The following is a 26525-nucleotide window of genomic DNA, read 5'->3' as shown; positions in this document are numbered from 1 at the left end:
ACCCACCGCGTCGCGCAGCGCCGCGGCCAAGCCGACCGCCGCGGCCACGTCGGAGGTGCCCGAGCGCAGGTCGCGCTCGTGGCCACCGCCGTGGACCAGTGGCACACAGGGCACCTGCCTGCCGAGCAGCAGCACGCCGATGCCGTGCGGGCCACCGACCTTGTGTCCGGCGACACTGAGCGCGGCCAGGCCGCTCGCGCCGAAATCGACGGGGATCTGGGCCACCGCCTGGATCGCGTCGCTGTGCATCGGGACGCCGAATTCCTCGGCGACAGCTGCCAATTCGGTGATCGGCTGGATCGTGCCGACCTCGTTGTTGGCCCACATGACGCTGACCAGCGCGACCTCGTCGGCGTACTCGGCGAGCACCTCGCGCAGCGCCTGCGGCGACACCACGCCCTCGGCGTCCACGGGCAGCCAGCTGACCCGCGCGCCCTCGTGCTTCTCCAGCCACTCGACCGCGTCGAGGACCGCGTGATGCTCGACGGAGCTGGTGACGATCCTGGTGCGCCGCGGATCGCCCGCCCTGCGCCCCCAGAAGATGCCCTTGAGGGCCAGATTGTCGCTCTCGGTCCCCCCGGAGGTGAAGATCACCTCGGACGGCCGGGCACCGAGCTCGGCCGCGATCGACTCGCGCGCCTCCTCCAGCGCCCGCCGCGCGGCCCGGCCCGATCCGTGCAGCGACGAGGCATTACCCACCGTCGTCAGCGCGGCCGTCATCGCCTCGACGGCGGCCGACAGCATCGGAGTGGTGGCCGCGTGGTCGAGGTAGACCGTCTTGGGCGCACCGTTGACCGGACCCGTGTAAGCCGACTTCATGACCGACAAAGCCTATACCACCGCTGACCTGGGCATCTTCGGGGTCCACCCCTGCTCTCTACGATTTTTCGACGATTTACCCAGGATCCTCAACGCGTGCGTCGCCTCTCGGTATTCCCGCATCGGCGACGAAGGGCCCGGTCAGCAGGGCTGCGAGTACGACGCGCGGAGGCAGTGGCGGCCTCGCGCGAGCGGCGACGGTGGGGCGGTCAGGTTGTCGCGGAGTGGGCGGCCTGGACGACGCCGAGTTGCTGCAACATGCCGAGCGTGTCCCAGCAGGCCCAGCTCTCGATGATCTTGCCGTCCTGGAAGCGATTGACCGTGATGCCTTGCACGACCGCCGATTTCCCAGTGGCGTGCATGCCCATCATCTCGCCGTCGTTGGTTCCCGTCCCGGTCCATCGGGTGGTCACGAAGTCGCCCTCGGCGATCTGTTCGTTGACCAGGAAACGCTGATCCGAGAACGCGGCGAGATACATCTGCGCGAGTCGTTTCAGGCCGTCGGGTCCATGGAGTTCGGCGAAGGGGTTCTGTGGATCGTGGTTGATGCAGTCGGGCGCGATGACCTCGTCGAAAACGTCGAGGTCGCGCGAGTTCCACGCGTCGAAGATGCGCTTGGCGGCAGCCTTGTTCTGCTCTGACATGGCGTGTCCTATCCAGTAGTTACGCCGAACCGGCGAAGGCTCGCAGTCGCTACAGGCAGCGTTCGCCGCGCCCGGCGTTCAGTGGGGTGTGCGCGATGCCGACGGCGAAGCCAATCGTCACTACCCGATACGAAGACACTGCCGGCACGATGCCCGCCGGAGTCCAGCCCGGCAGAGATTCGGCTACCCGTCGGTCGCAACCTTGAAGCCGGTGTACGGAATCATTGTGCGCCCTTTTTCTCCGCGAGGTAAGGGGCGCCGGAGAGCGCGACTCCCCGGCGCACCACCGTCAGGTCAGCGCACTCATATCGACGTCGTACTCCTTGATCCAGGCGTTGGCGCGCAGAATCGTCTCGGTCCGAAGGCGGGCCCACGAGCCGCTGCCCGCGGTATCGGTGCCGTCGACGATCGCCGTGGCCGCGTCGACGTTCAGGAACTCCCGGATCGGCTCGTCGGCGCCGGTCAGCACCTCGTTCAGGCCCTTGCGCAGCATGTCGTCGTAGCCGGTGTCCAGGGTCGCCGGGAAGACCGACTTCGGGCGGTTGCGCACCGCGTCCGGCAGCAGATCACCGGCGGCGGCGCGCAGCAGCCATTTGCTCTCGCCCGGGCGCTGTTTCATCGACCACGGCACGTTGAACAGGTAGTCGATCAGGCGGTGGTCGCAGAACGGGACGCGGACCTCGAGCCCGACCGCCATGCTCATGCGGTCCTTGCGGTCGAGCAGCGGCCGCATGAATCGGGTGAGGTCGAGATAGTTGGCCGCCCGCATCCGCGCGTCCTGGGGTGATTCGCTGTCGAGGCGGGGCGCCTCGGCGATGCCCTGCGCGTACATCCCGCCGATGCGCTCGAACAGGCCGGTACGCGCCAGCACGCCGCCGTCGAACAGGCTGAACGTCGACGGGGTCCCCTGCAACAGCTGGAACGCCATCCACGGATAGATCGGCACGTCGAGAACCTTCTCGTCGTGCAGCCACGGGTACCCACCGAACACCTCGTCGGCGCCTTCCCCGGAGATCGCCACCGTGCAGCGCTCCCGCACCGCCTGGAACAGCAGATACAGCGAGACGTCCATGTCGCCCAGGTGGTTGGGCAGATCCCAGGCCCGCAGCACCCGGCGCCGGACGTCAGGGTCACAGAGCGCGGCGGTCGCCACGTCGATGCCCTCGTGCTTGCAGCCGACGTAGTCGACCACCTCGCGGATGAAGGGCGCGTCCTCGGTCGCGCGCAGGATGTCGGCGGAGGTCTCGAAGAAGTCGGCGTGCCCGACGAAATCGATGGAGAACGACCGCACCACATCGGCCGCGGTGTTGGATCGAGTCGCCAGCGCGGTCAGCAGACTCGAGTCGATGCCGCCCGACAGCAGCGTGCCGATCGGCACGTCGGACACCAGCTGCCGCTCCACGATGTCGGCCAGCAACGCGCGCACCGTCTCCACGGTGGTGTCGAGATCGTCCTCGTGCGGGCGGGCCGTCAACCGGTAGTAGCGATGCCGCTCGATTCCCGCTCTGCCGACCCGCAGGTATTCGCCGGGCTGCAATTCCAGCAGACCGGCGAACGGCGTCTGGCCCGACATATTCGCCTGCAACACAAGGAAACTGGCGAAACCGTCGACATCGACCTTTCGCTCGGCCGCCGGGTTGGCCAGGATGGCCTTGGGCTCGGAGCCGAACAGGATCCCGTCGGGGGTCGGGTAGTAGTAGACGGGTTTGACGCCCACCCGGTCCCGCACGAGGAACAACTCCTGGCTGCGCTCGTCCCAGATCGCGAACCCGAACATGCCGTTGAAGCGCTCGACGCAGGCGATGCCCCACGCGAGGTAGGCGCGCAGCACCACCTCGGTGTCGCTCTTGGTCGTGAACCGGTGACCCGCGCCTTCCAATTCTTGCCGCAATTCCCGGAAATTGTAGATCTCGCCGCTGTAGGTCAACACGACGTCATCGCGGACCATCGGCTGGACACCGCCCTCGATATCGATGACCGACAATCGACGATGCCCGAGCGCGGCGTGCCGGGAAATCCATTCCCCGCCGGCATCCGGTCCGCGCAGGAGCATCGTCTCCGTCATTCGCCGAACAATCGATCGTTGCGTCTCGAGATCTCTCGAGAAGTCGACCCATCCGACAATTCCACACATTTGTTTTCAACCTCCGAGAATATGACCGAGCGAATGCGGCGACGCGCGTGCGCAGGGGCGCCTGGCAGGTCACCGCCGGGACGAAACCGGTTGGCCACCAACCGGATCACGCCCTCGACACGGGGCCGACATGGTTAGCTACGCCACCTATCGAATTCGCCGAGCCCGCCGCCACACACCCCCATCGAACGCACACGGGGCACGGTCGCGCAATGACCGGAACCCAAGAGAATGCCCGACTCAGCTCAGACGACGAGCGCGGACTCCAGTTTTCTTTCCCCCTCGCCTCAAAGCCCGCAGCCCAAAATATGCGCTCGACCTTCGTGCGTCAAGGCGCTCGACTCGACACCATTCAGGGAATCACCCGACGAGAGCGGAACTCTGGTGCGCGACACTATTGCGCCGATCCGCGGGGCCGCCTCAGACCCGGCCCGCGACGGCGCGGCCCGCTGCGCGTCCGGAGAAGAGACAGCCGCCCAGGAACGTGCCCTCCAGCGCGCGATACCCGTGCACCCCGCCACCGCCGAATCCCGCGACCTCACCCGCCGCGTACAGGCCCTCGACCGCCGTCCCGTCCGGTCGCTGGACCTGGGATGACAAGTCGGTTTCGATGCCGCCCAGCGTTTTCCGGGTGAGCAGATGCAGGCGGACGGCGATCAGCGGGCCCGCCTCGTGGTCGAGCAGCTTGTGCGGTGCGGCTACCCGGATGAGCTTGTCGGGGCGGTAGGCGCGCGCCGCGCGGATCGCCGCGATCTGCAGATCCTTGCCGAAGGGATTGTCGAGCTCGCGGTCACGCGAGGTCACCTCACGCCGCACACTCGCCACGTCGAGCACATCGTCACCGGCGAGTTCGTTCATCCGGCGCACCAGATCGTCCAGTTCGTTCTCGACGATGAAGTCGGCGCCCTTGCGCTTGAACGCCTCGACCGGGCCCGGCGCGCCCTTCTTCACCCGCTCCAGCAGCAGCCGAATGTTGCGGCCGGTCAGGTCGGGGTTCTGTTCCTGCCCGGACAGCGCGAATTCCTTCTCGATGATCCGCTGGTCCAGCACCAGCCAGGTGTAGTCGAAGCCGGTGCGGTTGATGTACCGCATCGAGCCGAGCGTGTCGAAGCCGGGGAACAGCGGAGGCGGCAGCCGCGTGCCGGTGGCGTCCAGCCAGAGCGAGGACGGACCGGGGGCGATGCGGATGCCGTGGTTGGGCCACACGGGGTCGTAGTCGATGACGCCCTCGGTGTAGTGCCACATCCGGTCGCGGTTGATCACGCTCGCACCGGCGCGCTCCGAGATCTCGAGCATCCGCCCGTCCACGTGCGCGGGCACCCCCGCCAGCATGTGCTCGGGCGCGCGACCCGCACTCGCCGGCCAATTCCGGCGGATCAGCTCCGGGTTGTGCCCGATGCCGCCGGAGCTGACGATCACCGCCTGCGCACCGAACTCGAACTCCCCCAACGGTTTCCGGGACGACGCGACACCACGCGCCGTGTCCGAGGGCTCGAGCACGGTGCCACGCACACCCGTCACCGCGCCGTCGGTGACGACCAGTTCGTCGACCTGATGGCGGAACGCGAAGGTCACCAGCCCCCGATCGACGCCGTCGCGAACCCGCGACGCGATGATCTCGACGATCCGCGGCCCGGTGCCCCAGGTGATGTGGAAACGCGGCACCGAGTTGCCCGGCCCGTAGGCGCCGTAGCCACCCCGCTCGGCCCAGGCGACGATCGGAAACGACTTCCAGCCGCGTTGGGACAGCCAGCCGCGCATTTCCCCGGCCGCAAATTCGACATAGGCCTGCGCCCACCTGCGCGGCCAGTGGTCCTCACGCGCACGATCGAATCCGGCATTGCCCAGCCAGTCCTGCCATGCCAGGTCATAGGAGTCCGTGATGCCGACCCGGCGCTGCTCCGGGCTGTTCACCAGGAACAGCCCGCCGAAGGACCAGAACGCCTGTCCGCCGACATTGCCGGCGTTCTCCTGCTCGACGATGAGCACCCGCTTGCCCGCGTCGACCAGCTCCGCCGCGGCGACCAATCCGGCGAGTCCGGCTCCGACGACGATGACGTCAGCAGATTCGGCCATCATCAACGGTAACTCCGCGTCCCGGCCCGGGGAAGAGACACTTCCGCCGTGCCAGAATGCGGCATGACCATCAAGTTCGACGCACTCGATGCCGCGTTGCTGGCCGAACTGGCCGCGGACCCACGGGCGCCGATCCTCGAGCTGGCCCAGCGGCTCGGAATCGCCCGCAATACGGTGCAGGCGCGGATGAAGCGGCTCGAATCCTCGGGCGCGGTGCGGGGCTATCCGCCGGACATCGACGTGCAGGCGATCGGCTTCGCCGTGCACGCGTTCCTCGGGGTCGAACTCGATCAGAACAAGATGGATCCGATCATCGAGACGTTGCGCGGTTTCCCGCACGTGCTCGAGGTGCACGCCACCACCGGACGGGCGGATCTGCTGGTCCGCATCGCGGCGCGGTCACAGCAGGACCTGCTGGAGATCATCCAGCGGGTACACGCCATCGACGGGGTCAACCACACCGAGACCATGCTCGCGCTGGCCACCCCGATCGGCTACCGGAGCCTGCCGCTGGTCGACCATCTGACCCACCGGCCGAATCAGCCGTAGCGGAGTCGGGTCGCCACTTCGACGACTCGCCGTCGCCGACCGGTGCCGCGACGGCGACGGAAGACCTCGGCCTGCGGGACCTGCGGCCCTGGCCGGGGCGATCGGCCGACGACGATGCTGGAGGTGACAGCACCAACCGACGACAGAAGGCACCCATGCGCGGGTCCCGACTCTCCGAGACCGATTTCCTCACGTGGCGGCTGCAGCAGAACCCGATCCTGCGGCCGACGATCGTCGCGGTGCTGATCCTCGATTCCGCACCCGGCTGGGATCGGCTGGTCGGCGCGGTCGAGCGCGCGACCCGGGCGGTGCCGGGATTCCGGAGCAAGCTGGTCGGCGAACGCCTCGGCCTGCGTCCGCCGCACTGGGTACCGGACCAGGCCTTCGACCTGTCGTGGCACCTGCGAGAGGTGCGAACTCACCGCCCGGTGGATGCCTCCGTGGCGCTCGAGTTCGCTCGCGCGGAGGCGATGGCGGTCTTCGATCGCGCCCGTCCGCTGTGGCGAGCGCAGCTGATACAGGGACCCGATGACGGCACCGCCGCACTGGTGCTGACGGTCCACCACACCCTCACCGACGGCGTCGGCGGTATGCGCATGCTGTCCGCGATGTGCGATGGCGAGGCAGCCGGGCACCGCTCGGACACCGGACCGGCGGCCGGCGCCACGCGTTCCGGCCCAGCCCACCGCGTGCGATCCGTGCGGGGCGCCGCCACGGCGGTGACCTCCCTCGCTCGCCTGGTCAAACCGGTCCTCTCGACCCTGTCACCGGTCATGACCGAACGCAGCACCGGACGCAGGCTCGCGGTGCTCGATCTTCCCGCCGAGCAGTTGCGGCGCAGCGCGCACACCGCTGGATGCACGATCAACGACGCCTTCCTGACCGCGGTCCTCCTCGGCCTGCGCCGCTACCACGACCAGCACGGCGCGACCGTCGACCGGCTGCGGGTGACCATGCCGATCAGCCTGCGCGCCACCGACGATCCCCTCGGCGGCAATCGGATCAGCCTCGCCCGCTTCGTGGTCCCGGCGGACATCGCCGATGCCACCGACCTGATGCTCGCGGTGGACACAGCGGTTTCCGCCCAGCGGAACGAGCCGGGCGTCCACTACTCGGGCGCGGCCGCCGCTGTCCTCAACCGGGTCCCGATCCGGTTGATCTCGAGCATGCTGGAACACATCGACTTCGTCGCCTCGGATGTCCCGGGTTCCCCGGTGCCGCAGTTTCTCGCCGGGGCGCGCATCGATCGCCTGTACGCGTTCAGCCCGACGCTCGGCGCGTCGTTCAACATCACGCTCACCACGAATACCGGGATCTGCGGTGTCGGCATCAACGCCGACACCGCGGCCGTTCCCGATCTCCCGGCGCTGCGCGACTGCGTCGCGGCGGGATTCGACGCCGTACTGCGGGTGGGGCGCGACTCGGGCGAGACGGACCAGACGTGATGTGACCAAGGTCTCCCCGCTCGAGCAGATTGACACCCCCACCCCAGTGGCGTAGATCACTTTTGAGCAGACTGATCAACTTTTCGACTGACTGTTGACACCCATCACCCACCCACGGCAGATTTCGCGGCACCGATAGCAAGTTCCTTCGTTGCAGTGAGGCGTCCATGACCACCGTCGTCTGTCCGACCGCCCGGCCGCAGGCCGAGCCTGCCGCGCCCTACGACCTCGCCGATCGTTATCGCTCCGGAGCCGGACCGGTGCTGCTCACCGGCGTCCAGGCCATCGCGCGGCTGCTCGTGGAACAGCATGTGCGCGATCTGCGCGCCGGGCGCCGGGTGGCGACCTTCGTCTCGGGCTATCAGGGCAGTCCGCTGGGCGGGGTGGACAAGATGCTGCTCGGGATGCCGGAGGTGCGTGCCGAGCACGACATCACCTTCGTCCCCGGGTTCAACGAGGAACTGGCCGCCACCGCGGTCTGGGGCAGTCAGGCCGAGCTGCCCGCCGGCACAGCGACCCATGACGGCGTGGTCGGCGTCTGGTACGGCAAGGGGCCCGGCGTCGACCGCGCCACCGACGCGATCCGCCACGCCAACATGTACGGGGTGAACGCGCGGGGTGGCGTACTGCTGCTGGTGGGCGACGATCCGGCGTCGAAGTCGTCGACCGTGCCCGCGGTGAGCGAACGCTCGCTGGCCGCGCTGGGCGTGCCGGTGCTGTTCCCGCGCAATGCCGAGGAGATCATCACTCTGGGGATGCGGGGCATCGCGCTGTCGCGGGCCTCGGGCTGCGTGGTGGCGTTGAAGATCGTCGCCGACGTGGCCGACGGCGCCTGGACCGTCGACGCGAGCGTGGCCGATCTCGCCGTCACCGTGCCCGAGGTGCAGTGGGAGGGCAAGCCGTTCGGCTACCGGCAGCGGCCGATGGCGGCGCCCGCCGACAGCGTGCTCGCCGAGGCGGACCTCTACGGTCCGCGCTGGGCGATGGTGCAGGCGTACTCGGCGGCCAACGCCCTCGACGTGGTCGAGGTGGATCCGGCCGGGGCGAAGCTGGGCATCGCGGCCACCGGGACCACCTTCGACGCGGTCCGCCAGGCGCTGCTCGACCTGGGCGTCGACGAGGCGGCCATGCATCGGGCCGGTATCCGGCTGCTGCGCATCGGCATGCCGTACCCCGTCGGCGCGGCCGCGGTGACCGAGTTCGCCCGCGGCCTCGACGAGCTCGTGGTGGTCGAGGACAAGACCGCGTTCATCGAGACCCAGATCCGCGACATCCTCTACGGCACCCAGGACGCACCCCGCGTCCTCGGCAAGCACGACGAGCGCGGCGCGCGCCTGATGCCGGTCGACGGCGAACTCACCGCCGGTCGGCTGCTCGCCCCGCTGCGCCGGGTCCTCCGCGGCCGGGTGGAGCTGAAAAGGGCAGCGCCCCCGGCACTTCCGCTGGAGGTCCTGTCCGCCAAGCGCACGCCGTACTTCTGCAGCGGCTGCCCGCACAACCGGTCCACCGCGCTGCCGGAGGGCTCGATCGGCGGCGGCGGCATCGGCTGCCACACCCTGGTGACCATGTCCGGACGCGCCGACAGCGCGGTTACCGGGCTGACCCAGATGGGCGGGGAGGGCAGTCAGTGGATCGGCCAGGCGCCGTTCACCGATGTGCCGCACCTGTTCCAGAACATCGGCGACGGCACCTTCTTCCACTCCGGGCAGCTGGCCGTGCAGGCGTGTGTCGCGGCCGGGGTGAACATCACCTACAAGCTGCTCTGGAACGAGGTCGTCGCGATGACGGGCGCCCAGGACGTGGAGGGCGTGCTCACCGTCGCGCAGCTGACACACAAGCTCACCACCGAGGGCGTGCGGCAGATCATCATCTGCGCCGACGAACCTCGGCGGCACCGGAAGCGCTCGCTCGCCAAAGGCACGCTGCTGTGGCACCGCGACCGGCTCGACGAGGCCCAGCGGAGGCTGCGCGAGATCGAGGGCGTCACCGTGCTGATCTACGACCAGCACTGCGCCGCCGACGCGCGCAGGCAGCGCAAGCGCGGCGCGCTGCCGGTGCGCAACACCCGGGTGGTGATCAACGAGGCGGTCTGCGAGGGCTGCGGCGACTGCGGCACCAAGTCGAACTGTCTGTCCGTGCAGCCGGTCGAGACCGAGTTCGGCCGCAAGACCCGCATCGATCAGACCTCGTGCAACACCGACTACAGCTGCCTCGACGGCGACTGCCCGTCGTTCGTCACGGTGGAGACGGTGCCCGACAAGCCCCGAAAGGCCAAGCGCCGCAAGTCCACCGCACCGCCCACCGTCGCCGACCCCGGCCTCGGCGCGCCACAACGCACCCAGAACGTGCTGATCGCCGGCATCGGCGGCACCGGCATCGTGACGGTGAATCAGGTCTTGGCCACCGCTGCCCTGCGCGCCGGCTACGAGGTGGAGAGCCTGGACCAGATCGGGATGAGCCAGAAGGCCGGTCCGGTGGTCTCACACCTGCGGTTCTCGGGTGCGGAGCTGGAGCCGGCCAACCGGCTGACCCCGGGCAGCGCGGACTGCCTGCTCGCCGTCGACCTGCTCACCGCCACCGAATCGCGGTATCTGCAGTACGGCGACGCGGCCCGGACCGTGGCCGTGGCCTCGACGAGCCAGACCCCCACCGGCGACATGGTCTACGACAAGTCGGTGGCCTACCCCGCCACCGAGACGCTGCTGGATCGGCTCGCGGCGGTATCGCGTTCGACGCACCAGCTCGACGCCCTCGCGGCGGCGCAGACCCTGTTCGGCAACACCGCGGCGGCCAACTTCCTGATCGTCGGCGCGGCCGTGCAGTCCGGTGGGCTGCGGCTGCCGGTGGCGGCGATCGAGGAGTCCATCGGGATCAACGGGGTCGCGGTGGATGCCAATATCGCGGCGTTCCGATGGGGGCGGGTCGCCGTCGCCGATCCGGCCGCGTTCGCCGCGGCTGTCGATGAGGGGCAGCCGCGACGCACTCCCCCGCGGGTGCCGGTGGAACTGCTGGCGCACACCGACTTCGACGGCGAGGTGCGGCGGCTCCTGGAGCTGCGGGCGGCGAACCTGATCGGCTACCAGAACGCCGAGGTGGCCCGACGCTACATCGAGACCGTCGACATCGCCTGGGCGGCGGAGCGGAAGGTCACCGACCGCACCGACTTCAGCGAGGCCGTGGCACGCGGGCTCTACAAGTTCACCGCCTACAAGGACGAGTACGAGGTGGCCCGGCTGCTGGTCGATCCGGCATTCCTCGACGAGGTAGGGGCCCAGGTCCCCGGCGGCGAGAAGCTCACCTACCGGCTGCATCCGCCGGTACTGCGGGCCCTGGGCAGGCGCAAGAAGATCGGGCTGGCGCCGAAATCGCATGTGGCGCTGAAGGTACTGGCCAAGGGCAAGTTCCTGCGCGGCACCAAGCTCGACCCCTTCGGCTATGCCCACGTCCGCAAGGTCGAGCGGGAACTGCTGGCCCACTACACCGACATGGTGCGGCGGCTGGCGGCCGAGCTGCGCCCGGAGAACTACGACACCGCCACCGCGGCCGCCGCGCTGCCCGACGTGGTGCGCGGCTACGAGGACATCAAGCTCGCCAATGTCGAGCTGTACCGCGACAGACTGCGCGAGCTCGGCATCGAGTACTGACGAAACACCCTGCGGCGCGCCCACTGCGGAGCTCCGCGACACCCGTCGCGCACCGGCGGTGACGATCCCACCGTCGTGCGCCACCGCACCACGACCCCCGTGGTGCGCCCCACCGCCGCACACCCGCGGCACCACAACACCGACGCACCCCGGCACGACCCGTGGTGCGCGGCCACCGAAAGGAATCGACAGTGACCGTTGTGCACACCGAAGCGGGAGTCTTCGGCCGATCGCACGAGTTGAGCGCCCGCGCCCACGAGCAGGTGGTGTTCTGCGAGGACGACAGGTCCGGGCTGAAGGCGATCATCGCCATCCACTCGACCGCGCTCGGTCCGGCCCTGGGCGGCACCCGCTTCTACCCGTACGCCGACGAGTCCGCGGCGCTGCAGGACGTGCTGCGGCTGTCGTGGGGCATGACCTACAAGGCCGCCGCGGCCGGGGTCGACCTCGGCGGCGGCAAGGCGGTGATCATCGGCGATCCGGCGACCGCCAAGAGCGAAGAACTGCTGGCGGCCTACGCCCGCTTCGTCGAGACCCTCGGCGGGCGCTACATCACCGCGGGCGATGTGGGCACCGACACCGATGACCTGGATGTCATCGGCAGGCACACCCGCTACGTCACCGGCCGCAGCGTCGCCGCGGGCGGCAGCGGCGACAGCGCCAGGCTGACCGCCCTCGGTGTCTTTCACGCGATGCGCGCCGGGGCGGAATCCGTGTGGGGCGCACCGACACTGGCCGGTCGCACGGTCGGCGTGGAAGGCGTCGGCAAGGTCGGCCGCGAGCTCACCGCTTTGCTGCTGGCCGACGGCGCCGAGGTCTGCGTCACGGATGTGAACGAGGCGGCCCTGCGGCGCATCGCCGACGAACAGCCCGCCGTGCGGCTGCTGTCCACGGTGGCCACCGCCCCGGTCGACGTCTACGCCCCGTGCGCCATGGGCGCCACGCTCACCGCGGCGAGCGCACCGACGATCGAGGCCAAGCTGATCTGCGGCGCGGCCAACAACCAGCTCGCGACCCCCGAGGTGGAGCAGGCGCTGAGCGACCGCGGCATCACCTGGGTGCCCGACTTCGTCGCCAACGGCGGCGGCCTCATCCAGGTCGCGGGCGAACTGCGCGGCGCCGCTCCGGCCGAGGTCGAGGCCGAGGTCGCCGACATCTACCCGCGCTGCCGCGAGATCATCGCCACCGCGCTGTCGGCAGGGATCGGGACCGGCGCCGCCGCCAACCGGTTCGCCGAACGCCGGCTCGACGCCATCCCCCGGTCGCTCTGATGACCGGCACGAGCGGCTTGTTCCGCACCAAATCGGTCGAGCAGTCGATCCGGGACACCGACGATCCGGAGTCCAAGCTGCGCAAGGATCTGACGGCCAAGGACCTGACGATCTTCGGTGTCGCGGTGGTGATCGGCGCGGGCATCTTCACCCTCACCGCGCGCACCGCGGGCACGGTGGCGGGACCCGCGGTCTCGCTCGCCTTCGTCTTCGCGGCGGTCGCCTGCGGCCTGACGGCCCTGTGTTACGCCGAGTTCGCCTCGACCGTGCCGGTCGCCGGCAGCGCGTACACCTTCGCCTACGCGACCTTCGGTGAGGTCATCGCCTGGATCATCGGCTGGGATCTGATCCTGGAGTTCGCACTCGCGGTCGCGGTGGTCGCCAAGGGATGGTCGCAGTATCTGGGCAATGTGCTCGGGTCGTCGGCGCCGGTGGTGCAGATCGGCTCGCTGCACTTCGATTGGGGCGCGGTGCTGATCATCGCGGTGGTCGGCGTGCTGCTGGCCACCGGGACCAAGCTGTCCTCGCGGGTGTCGGCCATCGCCGTGGCGATCAAGCTGGGCGTGATCGCGCTGGTCCTGGTGGTCGGCGCGACCTACTTCACGCCGTCGAATCTGACCCCCTACATCCCGCCGTCGGCACCGTCGGAGAAGGCCGAGGGCCTGCGGCAGTCGCTGTTCGCCTTCCTCACCGGCTCCGGCGGCACCAGCTACGGCTGGTACGGCCTGCTCGCCGCGGCCAGCCTGGTGTTCTTCGCCTTCATCGGCTTCGACGTGGTCGCCACCACCGCCGAGGAGACCCGCAACCCGCAGCGCGACATCCCGCGCGGCATCCTGGGCTCACTGGCCATCGTGACCGTGCTCTACATCGCGGTCTCGCTGATCCTCACCGGCATGGTCCCCTACACCGCGCTGGCCGACGGCAACGCCACCCTCGCGACGGCCTTCGCCATCCACGGTGCCACCTGGGTGAAGAACATCATCGCGATCGGCGCGCTGGCCGGTCTGTCGACGGTGGTCATGGTGATGTTCCTGGGCCAGACCCGGGTGCTGTTCGCCATGGCCCGCGACGGGCTGCTGCCCCGCGGCCTGGCCCAGACCGGGAAGAAGGGCACGCCGGTCCGGTTGACCGTGATCGTGGGCGTGGTCTGCGCGCTGCTGGCCGGGTTCGTCGACTTCGGCACGCTCGAGGAAATGGTCAATATCGGCACCCTGGTGGCCTTCGTGCTGGTGTCGGTCGGTGTGCTGGTGCTGCGCCGGACCCGCCCCGATCTGCCGCGTGGCTTCCGCGTCCCGTTCGTTCCGGTGGTGCCCGTCCTCGGCGCGCTGGCGTGCGTGTGGTTGATGGTGAACCTCTCGATCGAGACCTGGCTGCGCTTCGTGATCTGGATGGCCCTCGGTGTCGTCGTCTACTTCGCCTACGGCCGTCGGCACTCGGTCCTCGGTCGCGGGCGACGGGAGCCGGCCGAGCCGGAGCTGACGCCCGTCCGATAGCNGCCTACGGCCGTCGGCACTCGGTCCTCGGTCGCGGGCGACGGGAGCCGGCCGAGCCGGAGCTGACGCCCGTCCGATAGCCGAAACCCGCTGGGCCGCCACCGCTCGACCATCGAGGCGGTGGCGGCCCGGTGGGCGTCCGTGCCCCCGGTGGCCAGCGCTTTCGACAGCCTGTGGCACTCAGTGCCAGCTCGGGTGAAATAATCCCCGGGACAGCCAGGGCAATGCGATGTTGGGAGTTCTGCAGTGGAGTTGATCGGAGTGATCGGTGGCGGCACCATGGGTGCCGGCATCGCGGAGGTGTGTGCCAAGGCAGGCAGCTCGGTGCTCGTGCTCGAGACCAAGCCGGAGTTCGCCGAGGCGGCCGAGCAGCGGATCGCGAGCTCGATCAGCCGGGGCGTGTCCCGCGGCAAGATCACCCAGGAGGAGGCCGACGCGGCGATCGCGCGCGTGCGGGTCACCCTGGACATCGACGAGTTCGCCGACCGTGACCTGGTGATCGAGGCCGCGCCGGAGATCGAGTCGGTCAAGTACGAGATCTTCGGCAAGCTCGACAAGATCGTCAAGCCCGAGGGCATCCTCGCCACCAACACCTCCTCGATCCCGGTGATCAAGGTGGCCGGCGCCACCGAGCGTCCCGAGCGCGTGGTCGGCGTGCACTTCTTCAACCCGGTGCCGGTGATGCCGCTGGTCGAGATCATCTCGACCCTGGTGACCGCGCCGGAGGCGGCCGCGGCCGTCACCGACTACGCCAAGAACACCCTGGGCAAGATGACCGTGCAGGCCGGTGACCGCTCCGGCTTCATCGTCAACGCGCTGCTCATCCCCTACCTGTGCTCGGCGATCCGGATGCTCGAGTCCGGCTACGCCACCGCCGAGGACATCGACGCGGCCATGAAGGGCGGCTGCGGCTACCCGATGGGTCCGCTGACCCTGCTCGACACCGTCGGCCTCGACATCGCCCTGGCCGCCTCGGAGTCGCTCTACGCCGAGTTCGCCGAGCCGCACCTGGCCCCGCCCGCGCTGCTGCGCCGGATGGTCGACGCGGGCCGCCTCGGCCGCAAGTCCGGCCGCGGGTTCTACGACTACGCGAAGTGATCGCGTCCCGCGGGAGCCGGCTGCGCGGCTCCCGCGGGGTCTTCCCCTCAGAAACTCACCCGCAGGGCCGAGGCGGCCAGCAGGTCGATGAGATCGCGGTCGTGCACCGGTAGCCGGCCGGTCGTGCCGATGGCCGCCAGCGCGCCCGCGACGGTGCCGTCGGTCGCGCGCACCGGCACCGCGACGGCGCTGCGGCCGACGCGACATTCGTTCACCTCGGTGGCGACGGCGCGCGCGCTGACCCGCCGCAATTCGGCGGCGAGTTCGGCCGGGGAGGTGATCGTGAAGGTCGTCACCCGGCGCAGTGGGCCCTCGGCGAGCTCGGGGTGCTGTGCCATCAGCACCTTGCCGATGGCCGAGGCATGCGGATGGCGGACGAGAATCTTCTCCCCGCTCAGCTCGTGATCGGGATCCTTGTCGATCATCCGGATCCGGTGGCCGGTGAACGCGGCGAGATGGATGCCGAAGCGCACCTGGGCACGCACATCCTCGAGTACCTGACGGTGATCGGTCGCGGGTTCGGGTGCGGCACCGGCCAATTCGCGAGTGCGGCGGCCGAGCGCGAAGCCGGACAGGTCCTCGATGCGCACCAGGTAGCCGTCGGCGACGAGCAGATTCAGCAGCCGATAGGCCGTCGCCGGGGCGATCCCGGTCTGCGCGGCGATCTCCTTCGCGGTGGCGCCCGAGCCCAGCCGCGCCACCGCTTCCAGCAGGGCCAGGGCCTTCTGGACAGCGCGCGGCTCGTGTCCGGTCGGGCCGTCGCGGCGGGTCGTCGCGGTCATCGTTCGCCGGGGCCGAACCGCCGCCGCCCGGCCTGATTCCCCCCGTTTCGCCGCACCCCGACCAGGGCGATCGCGCCGCGGGCGTTGACGGCGAACACCCCGGCGCCCGGTAAGACGTCGGCCGACTCGGGGCTGTCGAAAACCCCGATGGCGCGGAGGCTTTCGGGATGCGCCCGCCGGAGATAGCGGTACCAGAGCGCGCCCGCGAGCAACACGGCGACGACCATCACGGGCGCGATCAGGACACCGTGCCGCGCGTCGGAGACCGTCAGATACCCGAGGACGACGGCGAGGACGGAGCTCGCGGTCCCGCCCGCGTAGCGATCCAGGTGGCTCAGCTCGTCGATGCGGGCGAGAAACCGCACCGCCGCCACCGCGACCAGGATGTAGGACAGCGCCAGCGCGGTCCGCACGACGGTCTTCACCGGCATGGGCACCCCGTCGAGCGCGACGAAGAGCAGACCGCCCGCCGCGACCGTGCCGGTGCTGACGATCAACGCGACGTGCGGGGTCCGCAGCCGCGCGCCCACCCGGCCGAACACCCGCGGCAGTACACCCTCCACGCTCATCGAATAGACCAGCCGCGAGGCGGCATTCGACGACGCCATCGACGAGCCGAGCCACGAACACGTGAGTCCCGCGTCCAGCAGGATCACCACGAGCAGGCCGGCTCCGCCCGCCGTGCCGTGCAGATACGCGTTGACCACCGTCCCCGCGCGCCCCGACCAGGCCGCCCAGGACGCGAAGATGAACAGGGCACCGCACAGGATCGGGGTCCACAGCACGGTGCGGGTCACCGTCACCAGCGGACGCCGCGTCTCCGGCGCGAAGAAGGTGGCACTCTCGAATCCCGCCAGGGCGAACAGCGCCGACAGCGCGATCGCCAGCACCGCGGGCACGTTCGGCGCGACCGGGGTGATCGGCACCGCGGGCCCCGACACCAGCATCAGACCGATGATGAAGCTCAGCGAACACGCCTCGACCGCCAGGATCGCGATCGCGGCGAACCGGACACCCCGCACCAGCACGGCGCCGACGAGCACCGCGATGGCGAGGTAGACCGCGCCGATCCCCCAGCCGCGCACAGTGATTCCGAGCTGCGCGGCCAGCGCCAGCGCGGTCTGCGAGCCGTGATACATCGTCAGCGCGGCACTGCCGAGATACTTCACGAGCATGCCGACCCCGCAGGTCAGCGCCGCCCGCGGCCCGGCGCCGTGGCTGACGAAGGTGTAGAGCCCGCCCGCCGCGGACAGCCGCCGGGTGAACTGCGCCAGGCAGTGCGCGATCAGGGTGACGACCACCGTCGCGACGACGATCGTGACCAGCCCGGGCAGCAGCGCGTCGTGGGTCAGCATGGTCACCGGCAGCAGCACCATCGAGGCGGCGGGCGCGGTCGTGGCCACCGACTGACCGAGCAGCGCGACACCCGAGAGCTGCCTGCGGCCCAGCGCGCGCAACGGCGACACCGCGGGCCGTTCGGGTTCGCCCGCCGCGAACGACCTCGCGACCGCGTCGGCCAGAGCAGTCACCACACACCTCCCACGCCGGCGACGCGTGCTCGCCGGTGCGGGCGACCCTAACCAGAGCGGGTTTCGGCGATATTGCGGTGGTGAGTCCGTCGGTGGACACCGAGCGAGAAAGTGCCGCCGCCCCTCTCACTCGCCACCCGGTGAACGTTTTCCCCGGCGTAGCGCCACCGCCGCAGCGCCCTTCGAGACTTTCACGGAACGGACATCGCGGATCAGCGGACGGAGCGCCCCATGGCAGTCACCAGAAGATCATTCATGCAGAGCCTCGGGGTCACCGGCGGCGCGGGGCTGGCCTACGGAGCGTTGTCGACGCTGGGTCTGGCGCCCGCCACGGCGCAGGTGCCGTTCCGGTCCCCCGCCAGGGGCGATCTTCTCGGCACGTCGGCCGCGGGCGCGTCGGTCGCGATCCTCGGTGGCGGGCCCGCCGGACTGTGCGCGGCCTACGAATTGCGCAAGGCGGGCTACGACGTGACCGTGCTCGAGGCCAGGAAGCGGCCGGGCGGGCGGGTGTGGTCGGTACGCAACGGCACGACCGAGACCGACCTCAACGGCGAAACCCAGACCTGCACGTTCGCCGAGGGGCACTACTTCAATCTGGGCGCCACGCGGATTCCGCAGGGCCACATCACCCTCGACTACTGCCGCGAACTGGGGGTCGAGGTCCAGCCCTTCGGCAATCAGAACGCCAACACCCTGGTCAACTACCAGAGCGCGACGCCGATCTCCGGGCAGTCGGTGCAGTACCGGGCGGCCAAGGCCGACATGTACGGCTACCTGTCGGAGCTGTTGCAGAAGGCAGCGTCGCGGGGCGCGCTCGACGATGTGCTCACCGGCGCCGACAAAGAGGCGCTGGCCTCGTTCCTGCGCGACTTCGGCGATCTGTCCAGCGACGGCCGCTATCTCGGTTCGCCCCGGCGCGGCTACGACTCCGAACCCGGTGCGGGACTGAACTTCGGCGACCAGCGCAAGCCGTTCGCCCTGTCCGACACCATCCGCAGCGGTCTCGGCCGCAACTTCAGCTTCGAGTTCGGCTACGACCAGGCCATGATGATGATGACCCCGGTCGGCGGCATGGACCGCATCTACACCGCCTTTCAGCGCGAGATCGGCACCGAGCGGATCCGCTTCGGCGCCGAGGTCTCGGCCATGCGGAACACCCCGGGTGGGGTGCGGGTCGAGTACACCCAGGACGGTGCGAAGCAGGCCATCGACGCCGACTACTGCATCTGCACGCTGCCCCCGAATCTCGTCGGGCGCCTGGCCACCAATCTGCCCGCCGGCGTGCTGACGGCGCTGAAAGCGGCGATCCCGGTGTCCTCCGGCAAGCTCGGCATCGAGTACTCGCGGCGCTGGTGGGAGCTGGAGGACCGGATCTACGGCGGCGCGACCAATACCGACAAGGACATCGCGCAGATCATGTTCCCGTACGACCACTACCACGGCGAACGCGGTGTGGTGGTCGGCTACTACAACACCGGCAAACGGCATCAGGCCTTCGAATCCCTCACCCACCGCCAGCGATTGGCGAAGGCGGTCGAAGAGGGTTCGGCCATCCACGGCGAGAAGTACGGGCGCGATATCGCCTCGTCGTTCTCCGGCAGTTGGCGGCGCACCAAGTATTCCGAGGGCGCGTGGGTCGGTTGGTCCGGCAGCGACGCGCACGGCGGGGTCGCCACGCCGGAATACACCACGCTGCTCGCGCCGGTCGAACGGGTGTATTTCGCCGGCGACCACCTGTCCAACGCGATCGCCTGGCAGCACGGCGCCTTCACCTCGGCCCGCGATGTGGTCACCGCGCTGCACGCCCGCGTCGCCGCCTGAACAACCCACTCGGACAAGGAGACCCACCATGAAGACCCTGATCGGTGTCGCCGCGACGACCCTCGTGACCCTCACCCTCACCGGCTGTTCCGCCGATTCCGACGCCGCCCAGACCCCGAAGCAGGCCCCGAGCTCGTCGATTCTGGAAGCGGGACAGGCCACTCCGATGATCGCGCAAGGCGTGGTGATCGCCGCCGACGCCGCCGTCTACAAGACCAGCGGCATCGGCCCCACCGCGCTCAACAAGACAGCCCCCACCGGCAGTCCCGAATCCTTCATCGACACCCAGCAATTCGCCGGCGGCACGCTGGGGCCCGGCGTGACCGTCACCGAGGCGCAGGGGATGTCGGTACTGGCCCGGATCAGGGAGAACCTGGAAGCTCAGGGACTGACCCTGGACGACGTGGTCACCATGCGGGTGTTCCTCGACAACGCTCCCGGCACCGACCGTGCCGACTACGCGGGCTGGAACCGCGCCTACCGCCAGTTCTTCGCCAACACCAACCTCGACACCGGCGATACCGAGCTCGTCCCGCTCGGCACCGCCGCCCCCGCCGCTCCCCTGGTCCGCAATGCCGCGCGGCCGACCAGGTTCGCGCTCGAGGTGGCGAGCCTGCCGGTCGCGGGCTGGCTGGTCGAGGTGGAGGTCGACGCGGTGTTCCCGGCGGACGCCTAGGCCGGCGCCAGGGTGCCCGCGTCCGGTGCGGGGAAGAACCCGGTCTCGATGTAATGGTCGAAGTAGCGGCTGATGACGGTCGCGTCGACCGCGGGGAACTCGATCGGCAACCCCCGGTAGGGCTCGGCGGGGGCGGCGGATTCGACCGCGCTCAGGACCGTCGCGGGGGTCGCCGCGGCGGTGGCGGCGGCGTAGTTGCCGCTCAGGGCCGAGGCGCGGGCCAGGATCGGATCGGCGTCCGCGCGTTCGGCGGCGGAGGTCAGGGTCAGGCCGAATTCCATCGGGTCGATGAAGTCGAACCGGTAGTGACGGCGCAGGATCTCCTCGTAGACCACCTGCAGCGGCACCTGGGCGCCCGCCGCCCGGTAGATGTTGCCGATCGCGGCGGCGTCACGCGACTGGTGCACGATGCCCGCCGCGACGTGGTCGACCGGGGCCATCTCGACGCCGATCGCGCGCACGTCGACGGCGACACCGAGCACCAGCATGGCGCGCAGCATGGTCCACCAGGCGTCCTCGGCGGGCGCGACGCCGGTGCGCGAGTCGCCGGTGATCAGGCCGGGCCGGTAGACGGCGACCGGGATGCCGCGCTCGATCGCGGTGTGCACCAGCTGCTCGGCGACCCACTTGGTCATGGCGTAACCGGGCAGACCGCCGGGCACGCCGCTGTCCTGCGGGATACCGGCCAGTACCGACAACGTCGAGACGTAGTGCACCGGCTTGACCCGGGTGGTGGTCGCCAGGCGCAGCACCTCGGTGGTGCCGCCGACATTGGCGTCGCGCATCCGGGCGTACGGCTCGAGATGGTTGACCAGCGCGCCGTTGTGATAGATCGCGTCGACCCGCGCGGCCAGTTCGGCGAAGCGCAGCTGTTCGATGCCCAGCCTCGGCTGCGCCAGATCGCCCGGCACGCCGACGATCCGGTCCCGGTAGGGCGTCAGATCGATGCTGTACTTCGCGGCGGTCGCGACGATCCGGTCCACCGCGCTCGCGTCGTCGGTGGCCCGGACCAGGCAGTGGATCGTCGCCCGGGTCTGCTCGAGCAGTTCGCGCAGCAGGAAGCTGCCGAGGAACCCGGTGGCGCCGGTGAGCAGCAGCGTCGCCGGATCGCCGGGGCGCTGGGGCGCGCAGCCGGTGAGATCGATCGCGGGGTCCAGGACGGTGTCGACGGCCGGATCGGGGCCCGCCGCCGAGGCCGAGGATTCGTCGCGCACGGCCAGTGCCAGGTCGCTGACCAGCGGGTAGCTGAACAGCAGACGCAGGGGCACCTCGATGCCGAGGCGCTCGGCGAGCGCGGCGCGCACCCGGATCGCCGAGAGCGAGGTGCCGCCGAGGACGAAGAAGTCGTCGTCGCGGCCGACCCGCTCCAGGTCGAGGACCTGCGCGAACACCGCCGCCACGATCTCCTCGTCGAGGGTCGCGGGCGCCTGGTACTCGCGCTGTCGCACCGCGGGCGCGGGCAGCGCCTTGCGGTCGAGCTTGCCGGTGGCGCCGAGCGGGAACTCGGCCAGCTCCAGCAGCCGGTGCGGAATCATGTACGGCGGCAACAGTGTTCGGATCACGGCCTGCACATCGGCGAGGTCGACGGTCTGCCCGGCGGCCGGGACGACGTAGCCGACGAGCTGTTCATGGTGCACCGTCACCGCGGCGCCCGCGACGGCCGGGTGGGCGCGCAGCGCGGCCTCGATCTCGCCGGGCTCGATGCGCAGGCCGTGCAGTTTGAGCTGGACGTCGGTGCGGCCCAGGTAGGTCAGGTCACCCGAGGGGAGCCTGCGGACCAGGTCACCGGTGCGGTACATGCGCTCACCGACGGGACCGTACGGATCGGCGACGAAGCGCTCGGTGGTCTTGTCCGGGCTGCCGAGGTAGCCCCGCGCCAGCTGCGCGCCGGCCAGGTAGAGCTCACCGGGCGTGCCGACCGGCACCGGCCGCAGCCGGGCGTCGAGGACGTAGGCGCGAGAGTTCCAGTGCGGCGTGCCGATCGGGACGATGCCGTCGCCGATATCGGTCACATCGGCGGCGGTGATGGACACCGTCGCCTCGGTGGGTCCGTACAGGTTGTGCAGCCTGCCCGCGGTGGCGGTGGTGAAGCGGGTGATGGTGGCGTTGGGCAGCGCCTCGCCACCGACCCAGACCGCGCGTACCGAGCGCAACGCGCCGGACGGCGCCGCCTCGAGCAGCATCTGCAACACCGACGGCACGATCGTGGTGCCCGTGACCCGATGTCGCGCGATGAGACCGGCGAGGTAGGCCGGGTCGGTCAGACCGGGCGCGGCGGCCACGATCATGTGCGCGCCCGCGCGCAGCGGGGTCGCGAAGCCGATCATCGAGGCGTCGAAGGTCCACGGAATCGATTGCAGGACGGTGTCGTCGGTGCCCACGGCGTACTCGCCGACCATGAAGGCCGCCTGGTTGACGATGGCCGAGTGCGGCACCCCGACACCCTTGGGCTTGCCGGTGGACCCGGAGGTGAAGATGACATAGGCCAGATCCAGCGCGCGCAGCGGGCGCAGGCGGTCGGCATCGGTCAGCGGACGGTCCGGGAAGGCCGACAGCGCACCGGAGTTCGCGACCAGATCGACCGAGACGACCGGCAGACCGTCCACCTCGACGGTGTCGGCCACCGTCGTCAGCACACAGACCGGGGCGGCGACCGACACGATGTCGGCGCGGCGCTCGGCCGGGGCGTCCGGGTCGATCGGCACGTAGGCGCCACCGGCGGTGAAGACCGCGTACATGGCGACGACCAGGTCGATCGACGGCCGGATCGCGACCGCCACGGTCGTGCCGGGGCCGACGCCGGTGGCGACGAGCAGCCGGGCCAGCCGGTTGACCCGGCTCGCGAATTCGCCGTAGGTCAGCGTCGATTCGGCGAAGGTGACGGCGGGCGCGTCCGGGCGCAGCAGCGCCTGCGTCGCGACGGCCTCGGCGAGGGTCGCCTCGGGGACCAGCCGCTCCTCGCCCGCGGGTTCGCCGCGTTCGGCCTCGGTCAGCAGCGGCAGGTCGCCGACGGGGCGGTCCGGCGCGGCGACGGCCGCGGCCAGCAGCCCGGCCAGGCGCTGACCCAGCGTCGCCATGGTCGACTCGTCGAACAGATCGGTGGCATAGCGCCAGGAGCAGCGCAGTCCGGCCGGGCCCGCCGCGTCCTCGTGCGGGACGACGGTCAGTTGCAGATCGACCGGCGCGACCTCGTCGCCCAGGTCGACGGCCGAGACCGCCAGGTCGGGCAGTTCCAGCCGGGCGCCGCCGAAGTTCTGGAACGACAGCGCCACCTGGTAGAGCGGGTGATGCGCCTGGGTGCGCGGCGGATCCAGTTCGGCGACAAGACGTTCGAACGGCACGTCGGCGTGGGCGAAGGCGGCCAGGTCGGTCTCGCGGACCCGATCCAGCAGGGCGGTGAAGGGTTCGGCGGCGTCGACGCGGGTGCGCAGCACGACAGTGTTGACGAACATGCCAACCAGGTCGTCGAGTTCGGGCTCACCACGACCGGCGACCGGCGCGCCCACGGTGACATCGTCGGTGCCCGCGATGCGCGCGAGCAGCACCGACAGCGCGGCCCGCACCACCATGAACAGCGACGCGTTGTGGTCGCGCGCCAGGGTGTCCAGCGCCCGGTGCAGCGACGCGTCGACCGCGAAGTGGTGCGCGGCGCCGCGACTGCCCGCGATCGGCGGACGCGGCCGGTCGGTGGGCAGCTCCAGCAGGGTCGGCGTGCCCGCGAGTTCCTCGCGCCAGTACCCGAGCTGCTGGGCCAGCAGCGAGCCGGAATCCTCGGCCGCGCCGAGCATCTCCTGCTGCCAGAGGGTGTAGTCGGCGTACTGCACCGGCAGCGGGGCCCAGTCCGGCGCCGCGCCGTGGGTGCGCGCGGCGTAGGCGGTCACCAGGTCACGGGTGAGCGGAGCGAGGGAGAAGCCGTCGGTGGCGATGTGGTGCACCACCACGGCCAGCACGTGTTCGGTCGCCGAGAGCTGGAACAGCGCGGCGCGCACGGGAACTCGCGCGCAGACATCGAAGCCGCCGAAGGTCAGCCGGGCCAGCTCCATCCGCAGGTCGGACTCGGCGATCGCGGTGACGGGCACGTCGAGCCCGGCCTCGGCCACCGACAGCACCCGCTGGTAGCCCTGACCGTCGTACTCGGGGTACACCGTGCGCAGGACCTCGTGGCGGTCGAGCACGTCGTCGAGAGCGGCGGTCAGGGCCGCGGTGTCGAGCGGGCCGGACAGCCGCAGCGCGACCGGGATGTTGTAGGCGCTGGAACCGGGGTCGAGGCGGGCCATGAACCACATGCGCTGCTGGGCGAGCGACAGCGGTACCCGCTCGCCGCGCGCACGCCGGGTCAGCGGGACCCGCACGGCCGCCTCGCCGACGAGTGCGTCGAGCGCGGCGGCCAGGTCGGCGACGGTGCCGTGTTCGAACACGGTACGGGCGGGCACGCGCACGCCGGTGCTCGCGCCGAGGCGGCCAGCGAGGCGGGTGGCCAGCAGCGAGTTGCCGCCGAGGGCGAAGAAGTCGTCGTCGCGGCCGATCGGGCCCGCGCCGAGCAGGTCGGCGAAGATCTCGGCGACCGACTCCTCGGTGCCGGTGCGCGGAGCCGCGAAGGCGCGGGCGGTCAGCTCCGGCTCGGGCAGCGCCCGGTAGTCGAGCTTGCCGACCGGGGTGAGCGGCAGCCGCTCGATGGGCACGATGGCGGCGGGGACGGCGTGCGCGGGCAGACGCCGCTCGGCCAGGCGGGTCAGCGCGGCCGAGTCGACGGTGGCGGCCGCCGCGGGCACGACGTAGGCGATGAGCGCGTCCACGCCGCTGGGCAGGGTGCGCACGAGGGTGGTCGCGAAGCGGACGGACGCGTCGGCGGTGAGCACCGCGTCGATCTCGCCCAGCTCGATGCGGAAGCCACGCAACTTGACCTGGGCGTCGGTGCGGCCGAGGAAGGTCAGCTGCGGGTCGCCGTCGGCGGTGAACTCCCATTTCACCAGGTCGCCGGTGCGGTAGAGCCGGCCACCGGTGATCGGATCGGCGACGAAACGGGCCGCGGTCAGCCCGGCGCGCTCGTGATAGCCGCGGGCCAGACCGGGACCGGCCAGATACAGCTCGCCGGGGGTGCGGTCCGGGACCGGCCGCAGCCGGGCATCGAGGACCACCGCGGTCATGCCGGGGATGGGGCCGCCGATGGTGATCAGGTCACCGGGGGCCAGCGGATCGCTGATCGAGGCCGCGACGGTGGTCTCGGTGGGGCCGTAGAGGTTGTAGAAGTTGCGTCCCGGCGACCAGCGCGCGATCAGCTCCGGCGGGCAGGCCTCGCCACCGACGACGATCGCGGCCAGGTCCGGCAGATCCGACCCGTCGACACCGGCGAGCGCGGCGGGGGTGATGAAGGCGTGGGTCACCCGTTCGGCGCGCAGCAGGTCGGTCAGCTCGTCGCCGCCGTAGATGTCGGGCGGCGCGATGACCATCGTCGAGCCGGCGCCGATGGCCAGCAGCAGCTCCAGGATGCTGGCGTCGAAGCTGGGCGAGGCGAAGTGCAGCGTGCGGGACGCGCCGGTGATCCGGAAGCGGCGGATCTGCTCGGCGCACAGCCCGGCCAGGCCGGTGTGGGTGACGGCGACGCCCTTCGGCACGCCGGTCGAGCCGGAGGTGTAGATGATGTAGGCGATGTCCTCGCCGAACAGCCTGCGGGTGCGGTCGCCGGCGACCACGGGCGCGTCCGGGGCGCGCTCGAGCTCGTCGCGGCACTCGGCGGAGTCCAGGGCCAGCCAGCGCAGTCCGGCGTCGAGCCGGGCGGCGTCGGCGGCCAGGGCGACGCCGAATCCGGCGCCGGAGTCGGCGAGCATGTGCGCGACCCGCTCGGCCGGATAGCGCGGGTCGACGGGCACGAACGCGGCGCCGGTCTTGGCCACCGCCCACAGCGCCACCATCGACTCGATCGATCGGGTCAGTGCCAGCACCACCCGGTCACCGGGGCCGACACCGCGCTCGATCAGCACCCGGGCCAGCTGCGAGGACTGCTGGTCGAGTTCGGTGTAGGTGAGCACGCGTCCGGCCAGGCTCAGCGCCTGCGCCTCCGGTGCGCGCTCGACGGCGGCCATCAGCAGCCGGGGCAGGGTGGACACCGGCGATCGACGGCCGCGGCGCGCGGCGGGACGACGTACGCCAGAAGCTTGCTCGGTCACCGGTAATGCTTCCCTTCACCATCGATCACCCCTGCGATCGCACTGCTCGAACGTCGCCTGGACTCTCGGCTACACCGGGGTATCGGGAAAATCCTGCGTGACGGTACCGCAAATATCTCATCAATTTTGGCGCAGCGGCAATTTGGAGGTTTCAGTTCACAATGGTTGGGTATAGCCAACTGCCCGGTATGTAACCCACGTCATACGCAGGTCATATGCTGCGCGAACGACTTTGGGGCGGATGTGACTGTTTCACATTTCGCGCCGATTCCCCGCCGGTCTCGGACCTGCGAATCCTCCGCAATTCGGTCAGACGAACGCCTTTACCGGAGACCGCGAGCGCGGTCCCCGGTAAAGGACGAGAAGCACCGGCAATC

Annotated in this window: 15 protein-coding genes; 8 read left to right on the top strand and 7 right to left on the bottom strand. The window is 70.4% G+C overall.

Translation table 11 applies throughout. The features are described 5' to 3' along the window. From V8688_RS12395 to V8688_RS12380, 4 genes are all read right to left on the bottom strand, one after another. On the bottom strand, positions 1 to 819 hold an 819-nt coding region (locus V8688_RS12395), incomplete at its 3' end, for a cysteine desulfurase family protein (protein ID WP_342800835.1). Positions 820 to 1028: 209 nt separating this feature from the next. After that, on the bottom strand, positions 1029 to 1463 hold the full coding sequence (locus tag V8688_RS12390) for an ester cyclase (protein ID WP_218719336.1): 435 nt from the start codon (positions 1461 to 1463) through the stop codon (positions 1029 to 1031). 289 nt (positions 1464 to 1752) lie between these two features. Next, complete coding sequence (asnB, locus tag V8688_RS12385) at positions 1753 to 3597, bottom strand: asparagine synthase (glutamine-hydrolyzing) (protein WP_342800834.1); 1845 nt, start codon at positions 3595 to 3597, stop codon at positions 1753 to 1755. Between the two features lie 420 nt (positions 3598 to 4017). After that, on the bottom strand, positions 4018 to 5673 hold the full coding sequence (locus tag V8688_RS12380; RefSeq protein WP_342800833.1) for an FAD-binding dehydrogenase: 1656 nt from the start codon (positions 5671 to 5673) through the stop codon (positions 4018 to 4020). A 63-nt stretch (positions 5674 to 5736) separates the two neighbouring features. Between V8688_RS12380 and V8688_RS12375 the strand changes: the two genes are divergently transcribed. The 6 genes from V8688_RS12375 (at position 5737) to V8688_RS12350 (ending at position 15173) form a co-directional block, all read left to right on the top strand. Then, positions 5737 to 6222, top strand: coding sequence for an Lrp/AsnC family transcriptional regulator (locus tag V8688_RS12375; RefSeq protein ID WP_218719333.1), 486 nt, complete (start codon positions 5737 to 5739; stop codon positions 6220 to 6222). Between the two features lie 155 nt (positions 6223 to 6377). After that, the gene (locus tag V8688_RS12370) at positions 6378 to 7667 is read left to right on the top strand and encodes a wax ester/triacylglycerol synthase domain-containing protein (protein WP_316575674.1); all 1290 of its coding nucleotides are present in this window, start codon (positions 6378 to 6380) and stop codon (positions 7665 to 7667) included. 167 nt (positions 7668 to 7834) lie between these two features. Beyond that, a complete protein-coding gene (locus tag V8688_RS12365; RefSeq protein WP_342800832.1) occupies positions 7835 to 11311 on the top strand; it encodes an indolepyruvate ferredoxin oxidoreductase family protein in 3477 nt (1158 codons plus the stop codon). Between the two features lie 191 nt (positions 11312 to 11502). Further along, on the top strand, positions 11503 to 12582 hold the full coding sequence (locus tag V8688_RS12360) for a Glu/Leu/Phe/Val dehydrogenase dimerization domain-containing protein (RefSeq protein ID WP_316575676.1): 1080 nt from the start codon (positions 11503 to 11505) through the stop codon (positions 12580 to 12582). After that, entirely contained in the window at positions 12582 to 14075 is a 1494-nt protein-coding gene (locus tag V8688_RS12355; protein ID WP_218719330.1) for an amino acid permease, read from the top strand. The genes V8688_RS12360 and V8688_RS12355 overlap by 1 nt, the downstream gene beginning before the upstream one ends. 246 nt (positions 14076 to 14321) lie before the next feature. Continuing rightward, a complete protein-coding gene (locus V8688_RS12350; protein ID WP_218719329.1) occupies positions 14322 to 15173 on the top strand; it encodes a 3-hydroxybutyryl-CoA dehydrogenase in 852 nt (283 codons plus the stop codon). Between the two features lie 47 nt (positions 15174 to 15220). Here V8688_RS12350 and V8688_RS12345 read toward each other — a convergent pair whose 3' ends face one another. Then, positions 15221 to 15955 (bottom strand): helix-turn-helix domain-containing protein, encoded by a 735-nt coding sequence (locus V8688_RS12345; protein WP_316575677.1) that lies wholly within the window; start codon positions 15953 to 15955, stop codon positions 15221 to 15223. Next, the gene (locus V8688_RS12340) at positions 15952 to 17484 is read right to left on the bottom strand and encodes an APC family permease (RefSeq protein ID WP_342800831.1); all 1533 of its coding nucleotides are present in this window, start codon (positions 17482 to 17484) and stop codon (positions 15952 to 15954) included. The genes V8688_RS12345 and V8688_RS12340 overlap by 4 nt, the downstream gene beginning before the upstream one ends. Positions 17485 to 17739: 255 nt before the next feature. Here V8688_RS12340 and V8688_RS12335 point away from each other — a divergent pair, with 255 nt between their 5' ends. Together V8688_RS12335 and V8688_RS12330 are read left to right on the top strand one after the other, a co-directional pair. Beyond that, complete coding sequence (locus V8688_RS12335) at positions 17740 to 19305, top strand: FAD-dependent oxidoreductase (RefSeq protein ID WP_218719382.1); 1566 nt, start codon at positions 17740 to 17742, stop codon at positions 19303 to 19305. A gap of 28 nt (positions 19306 to 19333) precedes the next feature. Next, entirely contained in the window at positions 19334 to 19981 is a 648-nt protein-coding gene (locus tag V8688_RS12330; protein WP_218719326.1) for a Rid family hydrolase, read from the top strand. Here the strand turns inward: V8688_RS12330 and V8688_RS12325 are convergent. After that, entirely contained in the window at positions 19978 to 26088 is a 6111-nt protein-coding gene (locus tag V8688_RS12325; protein ID WP_342800830.1) for an amino acid adenylation domain-containing protein, read from the bottom strand. The genes V8688_RS12330 and V8688_RS12325 overlap by 4 nt on opposite strands. Between the last annotated feature and the right edge of the window lie 437 nt (positions 26089 to 26525).

This window comes from Nocardia sp. No.11, assembly GCF_038752175.1.
In the GTDB taxonomy this organism is placed as follows: domain Bacteria; phylum Actinomycetota; class Actinomycetes; order Mycobacteriales; family Mycobacteriaceae; genus Nocardia; species Nocardia canadensis.
Note: the sequence above shows the minus strand (reverse complement) of the source record. Positions and strands in the feature narration are given on the sequence as shown.

Bases quoted from the DNA above. Each gene is read 5' to 3' on its own strand.
- V8688_RS12390 (WP_218719336.1), bottom strand. From the start codon at position 1,463: ATGTCAGAGCAGAACAAGGCTGCCGCCAAGCGCATCTTCGACGCGTGG.
- asnB (WP_342800834.1), bottom strand. From the start codon at position 3,597: ATGTGTGGAATTGTCGGATGGGTCGACTTCTCGAGAGATCTCGAGACG.
- V8688_RS12380 (WP_342800833.1), bottom strand. From the start codon at position 5,673: ATGGCCGAATCTGCTGACGTCATCGTCGTCGGAGCCGGACTCGCCGGA.
- V8688_RS12375 (WP_218719333.1), top strand. From the start codon at position 5,737: ATGACCATCAAGTTCGACGCACTCGATGCCGCGTTGCTGGCCGAACTG.
- V8688_RS12370 (WP_316575674.1), top strand. From the start codon at position 6,378: ATGCGCGGGTCCCGACTCTCCGAGACCGATTTCCTCACGTGGCGGCTG.
- V8688_RS12365 (WP_342800832.1), top strand. From the start codon at position 7,835: ATGACCACCGTCGTCTGTCCGACCGCCCGGCCGCAGGCCGAGCCTGCC.
- V8688_RS12355 (WP_218719330.1), top strand. From the start codon at position 12,582: ATGACCGGCACGAGCGGCTTGTTCCGCACCAAATCGGTCGAGCAGTCG.
- V8688_RS12345 (WP_316575677.1), bottom strand. From the start codon at position 15,955: ATGACCGCGACGACCCGCCGCGACGGCCCGACCGGACACGAGCCGCGC.
- V8688_RS12335 (WP_218719382.1), top strand. From the start codon at position 17,740: ATGCAGAGCCTCGGGGTCACCGGCGGCGCGGGGCTGGCCTACGGAGCG.
- V8688_RS12330 (WP_218719326.1), top strand. From the start codon at position 19,334: ATGAAGACCCTGATCGGTGTCGCCGCGACGACCCTCGTGACCCTCACC.